Origin of the sequence: uncultured Halovibrio sp. (genome assembly GCF_913056445.1) — a bacterium.
In the GTDB taxonomy this organism is placed as follows: domain Bacteria; phylum Pseudomonadota; class Gammaproteobacteria; order Pseudomonadales; family Oleiphilaceae; genus Halospina; species Halospina utahensis_B.
Genome location: NZ_CAJXMA010000006.1, coordinates 1 through 20,457 on the forward strand (window position 1 = coordinate 1; position 20,457 = coordinate 20,457).

At 64.1% G+C, this 20,457-nt stretch carries 21 protein-coding genes; 10 read left to right on the forward strand and 11 right to left on the reverse strand.

The window, feature by feature from the left end:
- The coding region (locus tag QZ501_RS02710; protein WP_295716949.1) for an aminotransferase class III-fold pyridoxal phosphate-dependent enzyme at positions 1-798 on the forward strand (798 nt) is incomplete at its 5' end.
- Positions 799-825: 27 nt separating this feature from the next.
- Positions 826-1,746 (forward strand): ornithine carbamoyltransferase, encoded by a 921-nt coding sequence (argF, locus tag QZ501_RS02715; RefSeq protein WP_151441321.1) that lies wholly within the window; start codon positions 826-828, stop codon positions 1,744-1,746.
- Between the two features lie 7 nt (positions 1,747-1,753).
- Here argF and glpK read toward each other — a convergent pair whose 3' ends face one another.
- The 6 genes from glpK to QZ501_RS02745 form a co-directional block, all read right to left on the reverse strand.
- Positions 1,754-3,235, reverse strand: coding sequence for a glycerol kinase GlpK (gene glpK, locus QZ501_RS02720; RefSeq protein ID WP_295716952.1), 1,482 nt, complete (start codon positions 3,233-3,235; stop codon positions 1,754-1,756).
- Positions 3,232-4,824, reverse strand: a complete 1,593-nt coding sequence (locus QZ501_RS02725; RefSeq protein ID WP_151441323.1) for an ATP-binding protein — start codon at positions 4,822-4,824, stop codon at positions 3,232-3,234. The genes glpK and QZ501_RS02725 overlap by 4 nt, the downstream gene beginning before the upstream one ends.
- 6 nt (positions 4,825-4,830) lie before the next feature.
- Positions 4,831-5,601 carry a response regulator gene (locus QZ501_RS02730; protein ID WP_192497387.1) on the reverse strand — a complete coding sequence of 257 codons (771 nt, stop codon included), beginning with the start codon at positions 5,599-5,601 and terminating at the stop codon, positions 4,831-4,833.
- A gap of 105 nt (positions 5,602-5,706) precedes the next feature.
- Positions 5,707-6,165 (reverse strand): peptidylprolyl isomerase, encoded by a 459-nt coding sequence (locus tag QZ501_RS02735; RefSeq protein WP_151441324.1) that lies wholly within the window; start codon positions 6,163-6,165, stop codon positions 5,707-5,709.
- 26 nt (positions 6,166-6,191) lie between these two features.
- Positions 6,192-8,384: an acetyl-CoA hydrolase/transferase C-terminal domain-containing protein gene (locus QZ501_RS02740; RefSeq protein ID WP_295716957.1), complete on the reverse strand. Its 2,193-nt coding sequence runs from the start codon at positions 8,382-8,384 to the stop codon at positions 6,192-6,194.
- Positions 8,385-8,391: 7 nt separating this feature from the next.
- Entirely contained in the window at positions 8,392-9,426 is a 1,035-nt protein-coding gene (locus tag QZ501_RS02745; protein WP_295716960.1) for an NADP(H)-dependent aldo-keto reductase, read from the reverse strand.
- A gap of 155 nt (positions 9,427-9,581) precedes the next feature.
- On the opposite strand from QZ501_RS02745, the gene QZ501_RS02750 reads away from it, so the two are divergent.
- Both QZ501_RS02750 and QZ501_RS02755 read left to right on the forward strand, forming a co-directional pair.
- Positions 9,582-10,772, forward strand: a complete 1,191-nt coding sequence (locus tag QZ501_RS02750; RefSeq protein ID WP_295716963.1) for a glycosyltransferase family 1 protein — start codon at positions 9,582-9,584, stop codon at positions 10,770-10,772.
- The gene (locus QZ501_RS02755; protein ID WP_151441328.1) at positions 10,732-11,307 is read left to right on the forward strand and encodes a phosphatase PAP2 family protein; all 576 of its coding nucleotides are present in this window, start codon (positions 10,732-10,734) and stop codon (positions 11,305-11,307) included. The genes QZ501_RS02750 and QZ501_RS02755 overlap by 41 nt, the downstream gene beginning before the upstream one ends.
- On the opposite strand, the gene dinB is transcribed toward QZ501_RS02755, so the two are convergent.
- The gene (gene dinB, locus QZ501_RS02760) at positions 11,206-12,405 is read right to left on the reverse strand and encodes a DNA polymerase IV (RefSeq protein ID WP_151441329.1); all 1,200 of its coding nucleotides are present in this window, start codon (positions 12,403-12,405) and stop codon (positions 11,206-11,208) included. The two genes, QZ501_RS02755 and dinB, sit on opposite strands and share 102 nt — an antisense overlap.
- 98 nt (positions 12,406-12,503) lie before the next feature.
- On the opposite strand from dinB, the gene minC reads away from it, so the two are divergent.
- The 6 genes from minC to QZ501_RS02790 all read left to right on the forward strand — a co-directional run bounded on the left by minC (position 12,504) and on the right by QZ501_RS02790 (position 17,150).
- Complete coding sequence (gene minC, locus QZ501_RS02765; RefSeq protein WP_151441330.1) at positions 12,504-13,259, forward strand: septum site-determining protein MinC; 756 nt, start codon at positions 12,504-12,506, stop codon at positions 13,257-13,259.
- A 33-nt stretch (positions 13,260-13,292) separates the two neighbouring features.
- Positions 13,293-14,102, forward strand: a complete 810-nt coding sequence (minD, locus tag QZ501_RS02770) for a septum site-determining protein MinD (RefSeq protein WP_151441331.1) — start codon at positions 13,293-13,295, stop codon at positions 14,100-14,102.
- A 1-nt stretch (position 14,103) separates the two neighbouring features.
- A complete protein-coding gene (gene minE / locus QZ501_RS02775; protein ID WP_095617666.1) occupies positions 14,104-14,370 on the forward strand; it encodes a cell division topological specificity factor MinE in 267 nt (88 codons plus the stop codon).
- A 104-nt stretch (positions 14,371-14,474) separates the two neighbouring features.
- Positions 14,475-15,218 (forward strand): START domain-containing protein, encoded by a 744-nt coding sequence (locus QZ501_RS02780; RefSeq protein WP_160898562.1) that lies wholly within the window; start codon positions 14,475-14,477, stop codon positions 15,216-15,218.
- A gap of 3 nt (positions 15,219-15,221) precedes the next feature.
- Positions 15,222-15,731, forward strand: coding sequence for a CBS domain-containing protein (locus QZ501_RS02785; protein ID WP_151441333.1), 510 nt, complete (start codon positions 15,222-15,224; stop codon positions 15,729-15,731).
- A 33-nt stretch (positions 15,732-15,764) separates the two neighbouring features.
- Positions 15,765-17,150 carry a PhoH family protein gene (locus QZ501_RS02790; protein ID WP_151441334.1) on the forward strand — a complete coding sequence of 462 codons (1,386 nt, stop codon included), beginning with the start codon at positions 15,765-15,767 and terminating at the stop codon, positions 17,148-17,150.
- Positions 17,151-17,160: 10 nt separating this feature from the next.
- Here the strand turns inward: QZ501_RS02790 and QZ501_RS02795 are convergent, their stop codons facing one another.
- The 4 genes from QZ501_RS02795 to QZ501_RS02810 are packed head-to-tail and all read right to left on the reverse strand — an operon-like array spanning position 17,161 to position 20,455.
- The gene (locus tag QZ501_RS02795; RefSeq protein WP_095617662.1) at positions 17,161-18,255 is read right to left on the reverse strand and encodes a succinylglutamate desuccinylase/aspartoacylase family protein; all 1,095 of its coding nucleotides are present in this window, start codon (positions 18,253-18,255) and stop codon (positions 17,161-17,163) included.
- 2 nt (positions 18,256-18,257) lie between these two features.
- Positions 18,258-19,166 (reverse strand): 30S ribosomal protein S6--L-glutamate ligase, encoded by a 909-nt coding sequence (gene rimK, locus QZ501_RS02800; RefSeq protein WP_095617661.1) that lies wholly within the window; start codon positions 19,164-19,166, stop codon positions 18,258-18,260.
- Positions 19,167-19,169: 3 nt separating this feature from the next.
- A complete protein-coding gene (locus QZ501_RS02805; protein ID WP_151441335.1) occupies positions 19,170-19,628 on the reverse strand; it encodes an ATP-dependent zinc protease in 459 nt (152 codons plus the stop codon).
- Positions 19,625-20,455 carry a mechanosensitive ion channel family protein gene (locus QZ501_RS02810; protein ID WP_295716973.1) on the reverse strand — a complete coding sequence of 277 codons (831 nt, stop codon included), beginning with the start codon at positions 20,453-20,455 and terminating at the stop codon, positions 19,625-19,627. Before QZ501_RS02810 ends, QZ501_RS02805 begins: the two co-directional genes overlap by 4 nt.
- Positions 20,456-20,457: the final 2 nt, after the last annotated feature.

The window sequence follows — 20,457 nt, forward strand, 5'->3', positions numbered from 1 at the left end:
GCGACCCTGACAGCCACCGGTAACCGCCGCGTCCAGGCCGGCTTCGAGCCACTGGTCAGCGGCTTCGTGCGCGCCCCTTTCAATGATCTGGCAGCAATCGAGGCCATTGCAGAGGCCAACCATGATGTCGTCGCCATTCTGGTCGAGCCCGTTCAGGGCGAAGGCGGCGTGACCATTCCGGACCCGGACTACCTGCCCGGACTCCGTGACATCTGTGACCGCAACAACTGGCTGCTGATGCTGGACGAAGTCCAGACCGGCAACGCCCGCACCGGCACCTACCTGGCCTGCCAGCAGGCAGGGGTTGAGCCGGATGTGGTCACACTGGCCAAGGGTTTTGGCAACGGTTACCCGATCGGCGCCTGTCTGGCCCGGGGCGACGCCGCCCGGGTTTTCGGCCCCGGCAGCCACGGCTCCACCTTCGGTGGCAACCCCCTGGGCTGTGCCGCCGCCCTCGCCGTGCTGGATGCGATTGAACAGGATGCGCTCACGGATCGCGCCCGCGTTCTGGGTCAGCGGCTGCTCGACCGTTTCCGGGAACACCTGGAAGGAGCCGAATACATACACGACATCCGGGGCCAGGGACTGATGCTGGGCATTGAGCTCACCGAACCCTGCTCGGAACTGGTGCTGCTGGCCAAAGTCCAGGGCATCCTGCTCAACATCACCCGGGAGCGGGTGATCCGGCTGCTGCCACCACTGACCATGACCGACGACGAAGCGGATTACCTGGCGGACCAGGTCATCCGGATCATCAAGCTGTACGCCGCCGATGACCGTGACCGCCCGCGCCAGTAACGCTGCCTGCTATAAAGGGAAAACAGCATGACCGTCCGACACTTCCTGACACTGCTGGATCTGGACAACGATGAACTGACGCGTGTACTGGATCACGCCTCGGCCCTGCGCCGGGAGCGTGACCAGGGCATCCACCGGGACACCCTGCACAATCGCAGTCTGGGGATGATTTTCGAGAAATCCTCCACCCGGACCCGTGTCTCCTTCGAAGCGGGCATGACCCAGCTCGGCGGAGGTTCCATCTTCCTCTCGCCCCGGGATACCCAGCTGGGCCGCGGTGAGCCCGTGGAGGACAGCGCCCGTGTGATCTCGCGCATGGTGGATGCGGTCATGATCCGCACCTTCAGTCACGAGACGCTCGAGCGCTTTGCCACCTTCTCCCGTACGCCGGTCATCAACGCGCTGACCGACGATTTCCATCCCTGTCAGCTCCTGGCGGACATGCAGACATGGCGCGAGCACCGGGGCTCCATCCAGGGCGCAAAAGTCGTCTGGGTAGGCGATGGCAACAACATGTGCAACTCCTACATCAACGCGGCACTGCAGTTCGATTTCGAGCTGGTGGTGGCCTGCCCGGAGGGCTATGAGCCCAACAGCGCCCTGGTGGCAGCCAACCAGGACCGGGTGCGGATCGTGAACGACCCGCAAGAGGCCGTACGCGACGCCAACCTGGTGGTGACCGACGTCTGGGCCTCCATGGGCCAGGAAGAGGAACAGCAGAAACGCATCAGGGACTTCAGCAGCTACCAGGTGTCACCGGAGCTGATGGAGCACGCCGACCGGGATGCGCTCTTCATGCACTGCCTGCCGGCCCACCGTGGCGAGGAGATCTCGGAACACATGCTGGAGCACCGCAGCAGCGTGGTCTGGGACGAGGCGGAAAACCGGCTGCATGCCCAGAAGGCACTGCTTGAGGGGCTGATCCTCGGCTTCGACCGGCTCGACTGAGCACCACTCAGCGCGAGCGCGTCACCTTCTCAACCGCATCCAGCCAGCCCTGGTAGGCGCGCTCACGCACCGCCGGGGCCATGGCCGGTTCGAACCGGCGGTCCACATGCCAGCGCTCGCGGATGCGGTCCAGCCCGTCGTACACACCGGTCTGGAGCCCGGCCAGACAGGCCGCGCCCAGCGCTGTGGTTTCGGTGATCGCGGGCCTGTCCACAGCCACGTTGAGGATATCGGCCAGGAACTGCATCAACCAGTTGTTCACCACCATGCCCCCATCCACGCGCAGCTCCTCCAACGGCGCGCCGTCGTTCTGGATGGCCCGGACCAGGTCCTTGGTCTGGTAGCACACCGACTGCAGGCCGGCGGTCACGATGTCCTCGATGCCCGTATCCCGGGTCAGCCCCAGAATGGCGCCGCGGGCGTGGGGATCCCAGTAGGGCGCGCCCAGCCCGGTGAAGGCGGGCACCAGGTAGACCGGATTCTCCACGCCCACGGATTCCGCCATGGGTTCGCACTCGTCCGCACTCTGGATCAGCTTGATGCCATCCCGCAGCCACTGGATGGCCGCACCGGCCACAAAGATACTGCCCTCCATGGCGTAGGTGGTCTGCCCTTCCAGCCGGTAGCCGACGGTCGTCAGAAGCCGGTTCTCGGAACGGATCGCCTCGCTGCCGGTATTGAGCATCAGGAAACAGCCGGTGCCGTAGGTGCTCTTGGCCATACCGCGCTCAAAGCAGGTCTGGCCGAAGAGTGAGGCCTGCTGGTCCCCGGCGATGCCGCCCACCGTCACCGCCTCGCCCAGCACCTGTGGATCCGTGCGCCCGAAGTCCGAGGCGCTGTCCTGTACGTCCGGCAGCAGCGCGGCGGGGATGCGGAAAAGCTCCAGAAGACGCTCATCCCATTTCTGCTCGTGGATGTTGAAAAGCGCCGTGCGCGAGGCATTGGTGGCATCAGTGGCGTGCACACGGCCATTGGTCAGCTTCCAGAGAACCCAGGTGTCGATGGTGCCCAACGCCAGTTCACCACGTTCAGCCCGCGTCCGCGCCCCCTCTACATGATCCAGGATCCAGCCCAGCTTGGTGGCCGAGAAATAGGGATCCATCAGAAGACCAGTCCGTTCCACCAGCGTGGATTCCCAGCCCTGGCGTTTGAGGGTCTCGCACTGGGGCGTGGTGCGACGGTCCTGCCAGACAATGGCGCGATGGATGGGCTCGCCTGTGGCCCTGTCCCAGACGATGGTGGTCTCGCGCTGGTTGGTGATGCCGATACCGGCGACCTCACGGGCCGTAATGCCCTCCTGCTGCAGCACTTCCAGGCAGGCCCTGTGGGTGGTATTCCAGATCTCCATCGGATCGTGCTCCACCCAGCCGTCTCCAGGATAGAACTGCTGGAATTCATGCTGGGCGATCTGGCGGGGCTGACCATCCTCATCGAACAGGATAGCCCGCGAACTGGTGGTGCCCTGGTCAATGGCAAGTATTCGGGTCATGACGGATCCTCCGTGCGCGCGCTGCCCTCATGCTGATCCCGGGGCTGATGACGGGGCCAGACCAGCGTGAAGCAGGCCCCGCCCAGGGTCTCCGAACGCCCCACGAACGCCTGGCCACCGTGCCAGTACAGGATGCGCCGGACAATCGACAGGCCCAGACCATAACCCCCGGAGCTGCGCGTGCGACTGTCATCCAGCCGGGCAAAGGCGGTGAACACCTTGTCCCAGTCCTCCTCGGGAATGCCCTTGCCGTCATCCTGGACATCTATACGCATGGTCTGGTCATCGAAATGGCAGGCCACCAGAACCCGCTCACTGGCGTAGCGGGCGGCATTGCCCACCAGGTTCTGGATGGCCCTGTGTATGTAGCGGGGTTCCGCATCCGCCTCCGCGTGGGACCGCGAATCCCCTGGAATATCGGACTCGATGCGCAGCTCTGGACGGATACTCTGCTGTTCCTCGATCACCTGATCCACGACGTCAGCAATATCGAGCCGCTGCACCGCCATGATGGGACCGCCCTGCTCCAGGCGGGCATAGGTCAGGATCTCATCAATGAGCTCGTCCAGCTCCTGGATATCCCCGTCTATGGCACCCAGCTGAGAGCGCAGCATCTCAGGGTCCTCACAGTCCTCGATCATCTGGACCCCGAAGCGGATCCGGGCCACGGGCGTGCGCAGTTCATGGGAGACGCCGTGGATCATTTCACTCTGGACGCTGACCAGCCGCTGGATATGCTCCGCCATGCGGTTGAAGGCACCCGCCAGCCGCCTGCCCATGTAATCGCCTTCCTCACTGACGCGGGCGTCCAGTTCACCACGGGCAATACGCGACACCGCCCCTTCAATGCCACGCAGACGCCGGTGCAGGCCAGCCAGAAGGAAATAGACCACCGCCCCCAGAACCGCGGCCACCAGCCCTGCCAGCACCAGTGCCAAGGACCAGGACCAGTAACGGAACGGCGGCGGATGGGCGATCGAGACCAGAGTGCCGTCACCCAGCGCTGCGTAGCTGTAAGCGGGCTCACGGGGATGGGGCTGATGGTAGACAATGCCACCGCGGGCAATCCGGTCCAGCGCCGATGGCCCCGGCAGCTGCTCAGGAGTCTCCAGCGGAGTTGCGTGCACACCCAGAGCGGCCCCCATCGCGACGGGGTCTGAACCGCGTGAGCGCGCCGCCACATGCACCAGCGTGCTGGCCGCCAGTTCCGCCACATGCCGGTACGGGTCCTCGGCGCGCAGCTCCAACACCCCGGCATTCGGGGCCAGACGGTAGAAATAGACCGCGTCCCCCCGACGCTGGGCCAGCACCTGCCCGTACTCAAGGCGCTCCCGGGCCACGTCGTTCAGGGAGACCGCCTGCCTGGGCAGCAGGCGCAATCGGGAAGAGTCCGTTCTGGCGTTGACGGGATCAACCGACCGGGGATGCTGGGCGAGCCAGTCCAGAACCGGCTGGGGATGGTGTTCGAGAAACGCCTGCTTCCGCACACCGTTGATGGTCACCACCAATGCGGCACCCACCAGAGTGACGCCGAGCGCCACCAGGATCAGGGCACCGTAGACGCGGAGGTAGTAGCGCCCCAGAGACATTGATGCCTAGACGTCGCGAACGAACAGGTAACCCTTGCTGCGCACCGTCTTGATGCGGCGCGGGTGCACCGGATCGTCGCCGATCTTGGGCCGGATGCGCGATACCCGTACGTCAATGGAACGGTCCTGGCCGTCATACTCAATGCCGCGCAGGGACGTGAAGATCTCCTCACGGCTGAGCACACGCCCCGCGCTGCTGGCCAGCAGCCAGAGCAGGTCGAACTCGGCGCTGGTCAGGTCGATGCTCTCATCGTCCAGCCAGGCCTCACGCATGGAATGATCCACCACCAGATTGTTGAAGACCAGGCGCTCCGGCGCACTGTCGGACCCTGACTGGGTCGAGCCACCACCGGCCTGGGCAGACGGCTCACTGATGCGGCGCAGCAGCGCCCGGATCCGGGCCAGCAGGACCCGGGGGCGCACCGGCTTGGACATGTAGTCATCCGCCCCCATCTCCAGCCCCAGAACCTGATCCAGGTCATCCGTGCGGGCAGTCAGCATCAGTATGGGCCCGTTGTAGAACGGGCGAACACGGCGGCAGATGGCCAGGCCATCCTCCCCCGGGAGCATCAGGTCGAGAACCACCAGATCCGGGGTTTCATCCCGTATCCGCTCTACCGCGTGGGCGCCGTTGGTTTCCAGCGACACCACCAGGCCGTTCTTCTCCAGAAAATCCCGGGTCAGCTCCGCCAGCCGCTCATCGTCCTCAACGATGAGAACGCGGGAGGCTTCACTGGTCTGTTCCACGGCATCCGTCTCGTTCGTTATTGTTTCCATTGTCAGTCCTGTCGCGGGATTGAGGCGCAGGCGCCGGGTCGTACATCAAACATTGTGTAACACAAGTATACACACTGAATGCGAGTTTGCATGTCAGCGCTGACTTCAGGCCAGCGGCTCTCCAGCCTCGATTTCCTCCGGGGTAGCATCCCGGGCTTCCAGTATTTCCAGATCGAAATAGAGGGTGATTCCGGCCAGAGGATGATTGGCATCCACCAGCACCTGCTCGTCCTCGAAGCCCACCACTTTCACCACCTGGGCCTCATCGCCGGAATCCGTCTGGAACTTCATGCCCTCTTCGAGCTTTTCAACGCCCTGGAACATACTGCGCGGCATTTTCCGGACCTTCTCGGGCTGGTGTTCACCATAGGCCAACGCCGGGGGAATGGTCACTTCCAGGCACTCGCCCACCTCACGCCCATCCACGGCGCGCTCAATGCCCTCGATCATCTGCCCGCAGCCACTGACAAAGTGCAGCGGTTCCGCTCCCACGGAACTGTCCACAACCTCGCCTTCACGATTCTTCAGCTGATACCCCAGTCGATAAACCCTTTGTTCCGCCATGCTGTCGTGCTTTACCCCTGTTTCGATCATTGTGTACGGGTCACCCCTGTGACCCGCAGTGCATGTATGACAAGCCGCTGTTCCAGCCGTTCACGCCATCCGCCGGGCTGCGTCAGCCCCATGCGCTCCAGCGCCGGCCTTTCCGCCGCCCCGGGGGCGGACTGACGCAGGGCGCGCCAGAGTACTGCCAGCAGACCACGTCTTGAGCCGGTCGCATCGCGCAGCCACTGGAGAGCCTGGACCAGTCCCTGCTCCACCTCAGTGAAGTCCGTACCAAAGGGGAACGCCGGGAACAGCTGGTGATGATCCCGCAGCGGCGCCATGGCTTCCGCGATGCGCTGCGGGTAATTGTTGCGGTGTGCCCGCGGGACTTTCCAGTCCTTCGGGATCTTGCCGGCTTTCTTCGCCTCACGCATGAGCTCGTTCTGGAAGCGTGAATCCGCAATGCAGATCAGCCGCTTGTAGACTTCGACATCGGGCTGCCCACGCACATCGGCCACGCCGTATTCGGTCACCACGATATCGCGCAGATGGCGCGGTATGGTGCAGTGGCCATAGCTGAAGCGGATGTTGGACTCCGGTCGGCCCGCGCTGATGCGTGTTGCCCGAAGCGTCAGTATGGAACGCCCCTCGGGCAGCTCATGGGCCATGGCCACGAAGTTGTACTGACCACCCACACCGCTGACCACACGGCCATCCTCAAGCCCATCGGATACGGCGGCCCCGTTCAGGGTCTGCATCATCACCGAGTTGATGAAACGGCTGCGGCGGCGCTGGGCGATCTTCAGTGCCTGATCGCCCAGCGGATGATCGTAGAGATGGTTCACGAACCCAACGCTGGTCATGTCAAAGCGGGCCCGCTGCGCGTCATCCAGCTCCCGCAACCCCTGGTAGAAGCGTTCCGGCCCCAGGAAGAAGCCACCATGCATGACCACGCCGCCGTCAAGCTGTTCCTTCAGGGCATACTGCTCAATCAGCGCGCGCGCCTGGTCATCAGCGAGGTCCGGGCGCACCGCCTCGTCGCCCAGAGCCAGGCGCCCGCCCTTGAGTTCGCATGCGTCATCAAGGAAACCGAAGCGCACCAGCCACTGCACGTCCCGCGCCTTCAGAACGGTCTCGATACAACCCGCCTCGCACAGCCGATCCAGCGCGGAGATATCAAGCGGATCCGGAATGACGCCGTCATCCAGAAGCTGCTGCAGGGCCCGGTCGGCCACCACCTGACGCTTGAGGATGCCCGCCTGATAGAGGTGCAGGAAGCCCTCCACCATCATTTCGCTACAGCCGTAGAGGCCTTCCTCGAAACGCCCCGTACCGCCGATCGCCGCCAGCTCCGGAAAGCGCGAATGGGCATCCAGGCGCCGGGAAAGCTCATTGAACAGCCCGTTGTCCCGGTGCCGGAAGAGGATGTTGTACACGACCGCCGAGCCCAGGGCGCCGATACCCACCTGCAGGGTGCCGCCGTCACGGACCAGATTGGCGGCGTAGAACCCGATCAGGTAATCCGCCGGTTCCACCGGCAGATCCGGCACCGGAAACAGGCGCATGGGCTGGTTGTGGGGCTCGAGAACGAGGTCAAAGGTGTCGCGGTCCAGCGCGGCGTCATTACCGAACCAGGGCAGCTCCGGGTTGAGTTCCCCGGCGATCACAACCGCTTGCCCGGAATCGCGCTGCTTCTCCAGTTCCGGCAGGATGTCGAGTGTGAGGTCCGGATTGCAGCTCAGACTCACCTGTCGGCCATCGCCGTCCGGCGCCAGCATCTGCCCCACCGCATTGACCCCGAGCGCCAGAAGATCCCGCACCACATGGGTGTAGTTGGTCAGCACCACCCGCTGCTGCTGGTCCGGATTGCCCAGGCGGCTGCCCGCCTTGAAGAAAAACTCGGTGACGGTGACATTGTCCGGCAGCTCGCCCCGGCTCACCGCCTGGGCGTACGCCAGCTCGGGCACGCCCTCAAAGACCCGTTCCACGAACGGCTCCATCAGGCGCTTCTGCAGAGAGTTCCCGCCTCCCGGCTTCTCCAGCGACAGCGCCGTCATGATGTGCAGCCGGATTTTCGGATCCTCACAGGCACGCCGGTAGAGCGCGTTGATCAGATGCACCGGCTTGCCCAACCCCAATGGCAGGGCAATCCGGACATCGCCGTCCAGGCGGCGGATCAACTCCTCGGCACACCGTTCCGCCTGGCGGAAATGCGCGCCTGTGCGTTCCTCACTCATGGGCAGCTCACGGGCAGGGGTAGGTGTAGCGTTGGTGCAGCGCCTCAATCCGATCGAGCAGCTCTTCGGAGAGCTGGATGCTGGCACTGCCGATGTTCTCGGAAAGCTGCTCTATCGTGGTGGCCCCCACCAGGTTGCTGGTCAGGAAGGACCGCGAATTCACCCATGCCAGCGCCATCTGCGCGGGGGACAGCCCATGCTCGCCCGCCAGATTCACGTACGCCTGGGTCGCCTCCTGGGCCTGCTCCGAGGTGTAGCGGGTAAAACGCGAGAACTCCGTGAGCCGCGCTCCGGCCGGCTTCTGCCCGCCCAGGTACTTGCCGCTCAGGGCCCCGAAGGCCAGGGGCGAATAGGCCAGCAACCCGCAATCCTCGCGCAGCGAGACCTCGGCAAGGCCCACCTCGTAGGAGCGGTTCAGCAGGCTGTAGGGGTTCTGGATGCTCACCGGGCGCGTCCAGCCCCGGCGCTCCGCTTCCTTCAGCCAGGTCATGGCGCCCCAGGCGGTCTCGTTGGAAAGCCCGATGTGCCGGATCTTGCCGGCTTCCACCAGTTCATTAAGGGCTTCCAGAGTCTCCTCGATGGGGACTGCATCCGAGTCGTCCACGGGGTTATAGCCGAGCTTGCCGAAGAAGTTGGCCTTACGCTCGGGCCAGTGCACCTGGTAGAGATCAATGTAATCCGTCTGGAGGCGCTTCAGGCTGTCGTTCACCGCCTGGTGGATCTGCTCCCGGGTCAGGCGTGGCCCACCCCGGATGTAGTCCATATCACTGCGCCCGGTCACCTTGGTGGCGATCACCAGGTCATCCCGCTTTCCACGGTTTTTCAGCCAGTTGCCCAGATAGGTCTCGGTCAGCCCCTGGGTTTCGGCACGTGGTGGTACCGGGTACATCTCGGCGGCATCAATCAGGTTGATGCCCTGATCCACCGCGTAATCCAGCTGCTCAAAGGCCTCCTGTTCTGTGTTCTGTTCCCCCCAGGTCATGGTCCCGAGGCCGATCACACTCACCTCGATGCCCGTCCGGCCTAGCTGGCGTTTCTCCATTACAGTCACCTCCTGCTGGTTGTCCCTGCATGCTAAGTCCATCCCGGGGTCACCGCAATGCCACACGCTGTCATCAGAACATCACACCCGTGTCAGAAAACGGTAACGCTCCCGGGGGAGACTGACCCTGTCCGCCCAGCCCCGGAGAATCAAGCATGCAGGAACAGCACATCGCACTGGTTACCGAGACCTTTCCGCCCGAGATCAACGGCGTCGCGGGCACCCTGGGCAACCTCTGCCGTGAACTCGCACGGCGCGGGCACCGGCTGACCCTCATCCGACCCCACCAGCGCGATGAACCCCCTGGCGGCCACAACCCACTGTTCGGGGAACGCACCCTGCGCGTGCGGGGCCTGCCCCTGCCCGGCTACCCCACGCTGCGCTTCGGCCTGGGGGCGCGCCGGCGGCTCCGCAGGCTCTGGCGCCAGAAGCCGCCGGATGCAATCTACGTGGCCACCCAGGGACCGCTGGGCTGGAGCGCGGTGGCCGCCGCACGGGAACTGGGCCTCCCCTGCCTGTCCGGCTTTCACACCAACTTCCACCAGTACAGCAGCTACTATGGCGCCGGTTTCATGGAGCCCCTGATCCGGAGCTACCTCGTTGCCTTCCACAACCGCACCGGCGCTACCCTGGCCCCCACCACCCGCATCTGCGACCAGCTCTCCGGCTGGGGTGTCCACACCACCCGCTGCTGGAGCCGTGGCGTGGACAGCCAGCTCTTCAGCCCCGATCGGCGCAGCCGGGTCCTGCGGGCACAGTGGAACGCGGGCAACGCGCCTGTGGTGCTCTATGTAGGGCGCCTCGCGGCTGAAAAGAACCTGATGCAGGCCGTCAGCACCTTTGAGCGCCTGCGCGACTGTCACCCGTCCGCCCGGTTCGTGCTGGTCGGTGACGGGCCACTGAGACAGACCCTGGAACGGGCCCACCCGGAGTTCATCTTCCGGGGTACCCGTCGCGGTGTGGATCTGGCCCGCCACTATGCCTCGGCGGATATCTTCCTGTTTCCCAGTGAGTCGGACACCTTCGGCAACGTCGTGACGGAAGCACTGGCCTCGGGCCTGGCCGTAGTGGCATTTGACCAGGCGGCCGCCCGCGAGCACATCCGCCACCGGGTCCATGGCATGAAGGCGCCCCCCGGCGACACCGAGGGCTTCACCGCTGCCGCCCTTGAGCTCGCCGACAGACCCGGATTCCGACGCCAGATTGGCGGGAACGCCAGGGAGCACGCGCAGACACTGGACTGGTCCGTACTCGCGGAACGGTTCGAACAGCTCCTTCTGGAGCCCACCGAGGAGGCCGCTCAGCATGACGCCACACCGCCTGTCGCGGGTCTTCACCCGTATTGATCACGGCGAAGGGCGCTGGTGCCTGCGCCTGAACCGCAGCCTCGCCTTTCCAGCGGTCACGCCCTTCTTCCGGATCGTAAGCCGGCTCGGGGATGGCTGGCTCTGGTACGCCCTCATCCTGGCGCTGCCGGCCATCAATGGCCTCAAGGGGTGGGCCCTGGCGGCGTTGATGACGCTCACAGGCGCCGCCTGCACCCTGCTGTACAAGCTGCTCAAGACCTGCCTGGTGCGCGAGCGCCCTTTCATCAGCTTCCCGGCAATCCATTGCGGTTCGCCACCGCTGGACCGGGGCAGCTTCCCCTCCGGCCACAGCCTGCACGCGGTGTGCTTCACGATGCTGCTGTTCCATGGCATGCCGTTGCTGGGATGGGCCGTACTGCCGTTCACCGTAGCGGTGCTGGCCTCGCGCGTGGTGCTGGGGCTGCACTACCCCTCAGACGTCCTCGCCGGCAGCCTCATCGGGGCTGGATGCGCTTTCATCGCCCTGCACTTCGCCCCCGCGCTCATTGCCCTGCTGCCGCTGCTGCCTGCCTGAAGCGGGTGTAACAGGCCGGCCGCCGGCATCGAACAGGGCCAGCTGGTGGCCGCCACGCCTGACCTCGGGCAGCCGCACGCCCAGCCCGAGCAGCCGCACGGGGCGCGGCACATCGCCATAAAGCGTATCCAGCAGGGGCGTAAAGTCAGCGGCGCCCGGATGCTCAGGGCGGCGCCACACCATCTCACGCGTATGGGTTTCGAAATCGGAAAACCGCAGCTTAACGAACAGCTTCTCAAACTGGCCCGCGTCGGCGCTGTCCAGGCCCTTGCGGCGCATGCGCCTCTCAAGGTCCGAGACCAGCCCCTCAAGAGCCCGCCGGCACTCGGCCAGGGTGGCCAGATCCTGGCTGTAGGTGTTCTCCACGCTGATCGACTTGCGCGGGCGGGTTACCTGTACCGGCCGATCGTCCTCGCCCCGGGCCAGCCCGTAAAGGCGCGCCCCGTAGCGCCCGAAACGCTCCCGCAGGGCCAGTTCCGACCACTCCCTCAGGTCCCCGCAGGTATTGATTCCCAGTCCATGCAGTTTTTCTGCGGTCCGGGGCCCCACGCCGTGCAGCGTTGTCACCGGCAGCCGGGGCACGAAATCCGCCACCTCCTCCGGAGTGATCACACAGAGCCCGTCCGGCTTGTGCCAGTCACTGGCGATCTTGGCCAGGAACTTGTTCGGCGCCACACCTGCAGAAACCGTAATCCCCAGTTCATCCCGCACCCGTGCCCGGATATGCTCGGCCATGCGCGTGGCACTGCCCTGGAAGTGGTCAATGCCGGTAACATCCAGATAGGCCTCGTCCAGCGAGAGCGGCTCCAGGACCGGCGAGGTCTCGCGCAGGATGGCCATGAAGTCGCGCGAAACCGCCTGGTAACGGGGCATGTCTGTGGGCAGCAACTCCAGGTGCGGGCACAGGCGCAGCGCCTCCGAAACCGGCATGGCGGAACGCACGCCAAAGGCCCGTGCCTCGTAGCTGCAGGTGGCCACAACACCGCGCCCGGTGGCCCCGCCCACGGCAATGGGGCGGCCCGCCAGCGCCGGATTGTCCCGTATTTCCACCGCCGCGTAGAAGCAGTCCGCGTCGCAATGGATGATCTTGCGGGTCAAAGGGCATCTCCGGAGTTGCCGTGGATTCAGTGCAGGCTGTATCTTAGGGCGCCATAGAGCCCGTGTCAGGACAGCGATACCCGAAAAAGGATAGCCCGATGAGCGAACCCGCCGCCACGGCAACCGAGAACCGCGCCTGCTTTGAACTGCGCGGTGCCAGCCAGACGCTGACCGTGATGGAACTCCACCATTTCGACCCGGATGCTCTGGAGCGGGATCTGCGCGACAAGATCCGACAGGCCCCGAATTTCTTCCGCGACCTGCCACTGGTGATCGGGCTGGATCATTACGAGGGCAACGTGGCCGATCTGGACTTCTTCCAGCTCATTGGCATCTGCCGCACGCACTCCATCCAGGTCCTGGGCGTGCGTGGGGGTGACGACGATATCCGGCGCCTGGCCCGCAACGCCGCCCTGGCCTGGCTCCCCGGCGGCCAGGCCAGCGCCCCCAGGCCCGTGCCCGAACCTGAACAGGACACCGCAGAGAGCACAGAGGAAAGCGCCCCGGAAACCACCAGCACCGGTGCCGGCCGATTGGTTACACAGCCGGTACGCTCCGGCCAGCAGGTCTATGCCCCCGAAGGTGATCTCATTATCATGGCGCCGGTTGGCGCCGGGGCGGAAGTGCTCGCGGCCGGCCATATCCACATCTATGGCCCACTCCGCGGGCGGGCGCTCGCCGGCGTGCACGGCGACACCAGCGCGAGCATCTTCTGTCAGTCACTGGAAGCGGAGCTTGTGTCCGTGGCTGGGCACTATAAAATCTCCGAGGATCTGCAGGGCGATGACTGGCGGACGCCGGCCAGGATCCGCCTCGAGGGCGACGTACTGACAGTGGACCCGCTGACCCGTTAACGGAACGACAGAACAGCAAACAGGACAACAACCTTGGCACGAATCATAGTAGTGACATCCGGCAAGGGCGGGGTGGGCAAGACCACCACCAGCGCCTCCATCAGCACCGGCCTTGCGCAGCGCGGCTACAAGACAGCCGTCATCGACTTCGACGTGGGCCTGCGCAACCTGGACCTGATCATGAACTGCGAACGTCGCGTGGTGTACGACTTCGTCAACGTCATCCAGGGCGAGGCCACGCTCAACCAGGCACTGATCCGCGACAAGCGGGTCGACAACCTCTTCATCCTTCCCGCCTCCCAGACCCGGGACAAGGAAGCGCTCACGGCGGAGGGCGTGCAGAAGGTTCTGGACGAGATGAGCGAGACCTTTGACTATCTCGTCTGCGACTCCCCGGCGGGCATTGAACACGGCGCCCTGATGGCGCTCTACCACGCGGACGAAGCCATCGTGGTCACCAACCCGGAGGTCTCCTCGGTACGCGACTCGGATCGCATCCTGGGCATCCTCCAGAGCAAATCCCGCCGTGCCGAACAGGGCATGGACCCGGTCAAGGAGCACCTGCTGCTCACGCGCTACAACAGTGAGCGTGTGGAACGCGGTGAGATGCTGTCCCTCGAGGACGTGAACGACATCCTGAGCATCTCACTGCTGGGCGTGATTCCGGAGTCACAGGCGGTGCTCAACGCTTCCAACCAGGGTTCTCCCGTGATTCTGGAAGACGAAAGCGAGGCCGGTGGGGCCTACGCGGACGCCGTAGCCAGGCTGCTGGGCGAGGAACGCCCCCTGCGGTTCCTCGACGGGCAGAAGAAAGGCTTCCTCAAGCGCATGTTCGGAGGCTGAGATGAGTTTCTTTGACTACTTCAAGACCAAGAAAAAGTCGTCCGCGTCCGTTGCCAAGGAACGGCTTCAGATCATCGTGGCACACGAGCGCAACACCCGGGAGCAGCCGGATTACCTGCCCGAGCTCCAACAGGAGCTGCTGGCTGTGATCCGACGCTACGTTGAGATCGAGGACGACCAGGTCCAGGTCCAGCTTGATCGTAATGACAGCTGCTCGGTACTGGAACTCAACGTCACCCTTCCCGAGGAGGTGGCCGACCCCCAGTAGGGAGGCACACGGGGCACCGCCTGGCCATGCTGCGGAGGAATCGGCAGATCCGGTCCGGCGCCCCTGTCACCATGAGGGTTCCTTCTCACTGTCCGGATGCGCCCATGCGAACCGTATTGACCGCTCTTCAGACACTGGTCCTCCTGCTGACCACCGTCAGCCTGCACGCGGAAGTCCCGACCGACGACGAGAACTGGGAAAAAGCCGTGGATTCGGACGGAATCGAGGTCCACACCCGCAACCTGGAGAATTCGCGGATCGATGCCTTCCGCGCGGAAACAGTGCTGGATGCCCCTCTGGAAGCCGTCATGGCAGTGATGGCCAACCCGGAATCCTGCATGGAATGGGTCCACCAGTGCTCGCACGCCGAGAACCTGGAAGGCGGCAGCTTCCGGGACCGCTACGCCTATTCCATCAATGATATGCCCTGGCCGGTCAGTGACCGGGACTATGTCCTGCACATCACGACCCACACCGGCGAAAGCCGGGACCATATCATCATTGAGATGGAATCCGTGGACGGCCGTGTCGGGAAGAAGGATGGCTATGTGCGCATGCCCGAATCCTCCACGGTCTATGAATTCTCCCGTGAAGGTGAGAACCGCACCCGGATCGTCTGGTACCAGCATGCCGCCCCCGGAGGTTCCCTGCCCAACTGGCTGGTGAACCAACTGGCCACGGATATCCCCTACGAATCCCTGCGCACGCTCAACGACGTGGTCCAGAAAGAGCGCTACCAGGGCCACGAGCTGGCGTTCGATAAAGAAGGCCGGCTCGTGGACGTCATCCCCCCGGAGGAAAACGTAACCCCGGACAGCGAACCCACTCCCGATGCGGAGGGAGGCTGAATCATGGCCGTAACCGCGCAGGACATCATGACCCCCAGCGTGAAAGCCGTCCCCCAGGACTGGACCATGCAGCAACTGGCGGCGTTCCTCACGGAGAACGAGATCACCGGCAGCCCGGTGTGCGACGACAATGAACGCATCATCGGCATCGTCACCCTCAAGGACATTGCCGAATTCCGCTGGAACCAGGTCAGCGGTGAGCCGGAGAAGGAGCTTTCGGACGAAGAGAAACAGGAAGCACGTCAGATCCGGCAGATGATGCTGGAGGGCATGACTCGCATGCCCGTGGAAGTTCGTGACATCATGACTCCCAGCGTGATGTCCGTGGACGCCGATACCAGCGTCCGGACCATCGCCGACATCATGATGGCGGAGCACCTGCACCGCATCTTCGTGACGGAAAAGGAGGCCATCACCGGCATCATCACCACCTATGACATGCTCAAGCTGGTGGCGGAACCGGAGCTGACCCGGCGTTGTCTCGAGGCCGACGACTCCGGTACCCCCACCTGACGCCCAGCAACCGGCTCTGAGGTAACCAAGCCCATGCCCCGGGAAGACCAGTCCCAGATCAAGACCTACGTCGTCGACACCAATGTTCTGATCCACGATCCCACCGCCGTCCTCAACTTCGAAGAGCACCACGTGGTCATTCCCATGACCGTGCTCGAGGAGCTGGACCAGCTGAAGAACGGCAAGCAGGCCGTGGCCGCCGACTGCCGCCAGGCCATACGGACCATCGACCGGCTGATCGGCGACGCGGACCCACACGACATCGACAATGGCGTGCCCATCCGCCGCGGCGAGAAATCGGAACCCCTGGGCACCCTCTCCATTGCCATGGGCGGTCAGGACGACGTTGAACACGGGCTGCCGGATCACCTTAACGACAACCGCATCATCAACCTCCTCGCCCGGCTTCAGCGCCAGCACCGCGACAGGCCCATCATCCTGGTGAGCAAGGACATCAACATGCGCCTCAAGGCGCGTGGCTGCGGCCTGGAAGCTGAGGATTACCAGACCGACCAGCTGGTGGACGACGTGCGCTACCTGCCCACCGGCTACCACGAGTTCGAGGGATCCTTCTGGGATGGCATCGAGAAGGTGGAAACCGTCCAGCGCGAGGGCATCACCGAGCACCTGATCCCACGCACCGAGGCCATGGCGGACTACCAGATCAACGAGTTCATCCTCGACCATCAGGGGTTCATCGGCCGGATCACGGAGACCGAGCCGGAGCGGCTGGTGGTGGAGGATCTATTCCAGGACGACCTCATGCACCAGCAGGTCTGGGGCCTGTCACCCCGCGACATCTACCAGGGGCTGGCGCTGGAACTGCTGATGGATCCGAATGTGCACCTGGTTAACCTCACCGGCTCCGCCGGCTCCGGCAAGACCATCCTGGCCCTGGCGGCCGCCATCGAGCTAACCGTTGCGAGCAAGACCTACAAGCGCATCATCACCACCCGCAGTACCCAGGGTCTGGATGAGGACATCGGCTTTCTGCCGGGGACCGAATCCGAGAAGATGGAACCCTGGCTGGGCGCGATCGTGGACAACCTCGAGGCGCTGCACGAGGATGACGAGAACATGACCAGCAGCGTGGACTACATCCTCAGCAAGGTTCCCATGCAGTTCAAGTCACTGAACTACATCCGGGGCCGCAGCTTCCAGCACAGCCTGATCATCATCGATGAAAGCCAGAACCTGACCCCGCACCAGCTCAAGACGATCATCACGCGGGCGGGCACGGGCAGCAAGGTGGTATGCCTGGGCAACCTCTCCCAGATTGATACCGCCTACCTCAACCCCCTGAGTTCCGGCCTGACCTACATGACCGAACGTTTCAAGGGCTTCAAGCACGGCGGCCACATCCACCTGCAGGGCGTTCCCCGCTCGCCGCTGGCCGAGTACGCCGAGGAACACCTGTAACCGCCCTGGATCAGGAGTCGCTGTTATTCGTCTCCTGGCCCAGATCGTTATCCCAGGGATGGTCCGCCATGGGCTCCTCGCCCTGGAGCGGCTTGTAGCGGTCGCGGAACGCATCCATGGTCTTCATGGCCTCATCCAGCTCATCGAACAGCGCCACGTGGTAGAGGGCTTCCCCCTCATTGACCATGGGCAGGTTGTTCATACCGATGACGATGCCATTGACGCTGCTGGTCACAGAGGACTCCAGCCGACCAAAGGGATCCGCAACCACCGCCAGTCTCTGCCCTTCCTTCACCCGGTGGCCAATGCCCGCAATGGGGCGCATGATGCCGTCGGTCTCCGCGCGCATCCAGGTGGAGTTTGAAGCCACTTCAGAGCGCTTCGCGGGCCGGTGCCGGCCACGCCGGCGGCTGGGCAGCATCTCCAGCATGCGCATCACACGCAGTATGCCGCGCACCCCCGTATTGATGGCCACCTCGTCGAAGCGCAGCGCCTCACCAGCCTCATAGGTGATCACGGGAACGTCGGCGGCATCCGCACAGGCCCTGAGGCTGCCCTCGCGCAGGGAGGCGTTGATCACGATGGGAGCCGCAAAGATCTCCGCCATGTCCGCCGTCACTGGATTACGCAGCTCCGCACGGATCTGCGGCAGGTTGAAACGGTGGCTGGCCCCTGTATGCAGGTCTATCACATGGGTGGCCTTTTCCAGCACCTGGGTCCGGAACAGGTAGGCAATGCGCCCGGCCAGTGAGCCCTTCTCGGTCCCCGGGAAGCACCGGTTCAGATCCCGCCGGTCCGGCATGTAGCGGGACTGGTGCAGGAACCCGAACACATTGACGATGGGCACCACCAGCAGCGTTCCGCGCAGCCGCTTGAGCCCTGTGCTCCGCAGCAGCCGGCGGGCGATTTCCACGCCATTGATCTCGTCCCCATGGATGGCGCCACAGACCAGCAGCGTGGGCCCGGGGCGACGGCCGTGGATCACCTCCACCGGAATGTGCAGCGGCGTCTGGGTGTAAAGGCGCCCTATGGGCACCTCCACCTGGAGGCGCTCACCCGCCGGAATCCGTTCATCACCCAGACGGAAGGGCGCACGTTTCGCCATGTTCAGCCCCTTGCGCCTTTGGTGGCGGTACGCCAGGGCCGGGCCCGTTTCTCGATGAAGTCGATGATCATGCCGGCCACATTCTTGTTGGTGGCCGCTTCAATGCCCTGAAGGCCCGGCGAGGAATTCACCTCCATGATCAGCGGCCCACGACTGGAACGCAGCAGGTCCACACCCGCCACATTCAGCCCCATGGCCTTGGCCGCCATCACCGCCGTCTTGCGTTCGGTGGGCGTAATACGCACCAGCGAAGCCTGTCCGCCCCGATGGAGGTTGGAACGGAATTCGCCTTCGTTGGCCTGGCGTTTCATGGCCGCGATCACCTTGTCGCCAATCACGAAGCAGCGGATGTCCGCGCCCGCCGCCTCCTTGATGTACTCCTGCACCAGGATGTCCGCCTTCAGACCCATGAAGGCCTCGATCACGCTTTCCGCCGCCTTGCGCGTCTCGGCCAGCACTACGCCGATACCCTGGGTGCCTTCCAGCAGCTTGATCACCACCGGTGTACCACCCACCATCCGGATCAGGTCGGGCACGTCGTCCGGCTTGCTGGCAAAGCCCGTGATCGGCATACCCAGACCTTTGCGCCCCAGAAGCTGCAGCGAGCGCAGCTTGTCCCGGGAGCGGGTGATGGCCACCGACTCGTTCGCCGGGAACACGCCCATCATCTCGAACTGGCGCAATACAGCAGCACCGTAGAAGGTCACCGAGGCACCAATCCGAGGGATCACCACGTCGAACTCAGGCAGTTTCTCACCCCGGTAATGCATGGTCGGGCTGGCCGGCGTGATGTTCATATAACAGTGCAGGAAGTCCAGTACCTGCACCTCGTGATCGCGTTTCTTCGCCTCCTCCACCAGGCGGCGGGTGGAATAGAGGCGCTTGTTGCGCGACATGATTGCAATTCTCATTGATTACTCCTCACGCGGTTTACCGGCCAGGAAAGAAGCTGATGGGTCCACCAACAGGCGCTCCTTCATGGCAGTGCGACCGATCAGCATACGAAAGCGCATTGTATCGCGATTGGTAAGCGTCATCTCCACGGGCCAGCACCAGGGCCCCATGCGCATCTGCGTCAGGATGACATAGCGCATTTCCCGGTGTCCCCCGGAATCCGTAACAACACGCTCGTCCAGCAGTGGCGCGTCACAGTGGATCACCCGGTTCAGGTTACGGCGGCTCGGGTGGATCGAAAACGCCACCCGGCGCTCGCCCTGGTGTTCATAGGCCTCCAGGTCAAAGGTGTGGAGGCAGGAAGTTCTTGCCCCGGTGTCGACCTTGGCCCGCAGGCGTGGAATGCCAAGCTCCGGCAGACTCACCCACTCGCGCCAGCCGACCCAGTGTAAGCCCGGCGTCTCCGCCCTGTCCGTCATGGTTTGTCCTGATGTTGATGAATGGCAACCGGTATCGGTGCTGAATGCTGCCCAGCGTAGAGGCTCGTATGGGGGAAGGGAATCTCGATGCCCTCGCGGTCGAAAGCCGCCTTGACGGCAAACATCACATCACTGCGGACCCGCCGGAGATCAAGGCCCCGCACCCAGAACGACAGCTGCAGGTCCACGGATGAGGCCCCGAACTGCTGCAGGTAAATGAACGGCTCGGGCTCCTCCAGGCAGTCCGGGTTCTCATCCACCAGCGCCAGCAGTACCGCATTCACCTTTTCAAGGTCTTCCCCGTAGGCCACACCAATGGGCAGATCCAGGCGCCTGACCGGAAAACGGGTGAAGTTGGTCACCCGGGTCTTGATGAGCGTTTCGTTGGGCACCCGTATGTAGAGATTGTCGAGGCTGCGCAGCTTGACGCTCAGCAGGTCGATCCCGACCACCTCGCCGCGCACACCATCCACTTCGATAAAGTGCCCCAGCTCGAACGGCCGCTCGGCCAGCAGGAAAAGGCCACTGATCACGTTACTGGCCGATGTCTGGGAAGCAAAACCCAACGCCACCGTCAGAATACCGGCCGCGCCCAGCAGCACCCCGATCTGGAAACCGGACTGCTGCAGCGCCAGCGCCACGGCAACCCCCAGCACCGTATAGAACACCAGACGCCGGAACAGCACGGCCTGGTGCCGTGTCAGGCGCCCCTGCCCGAACCGCTCCACCATGCGCCCGAGCATCGTGGCCAGGAACAGCCCGAGAGCCATCCATACCAGCGGCCGCAGCCACTGCCCGAGGGTCTCCAGTGTCATCCATTCCGGCATCG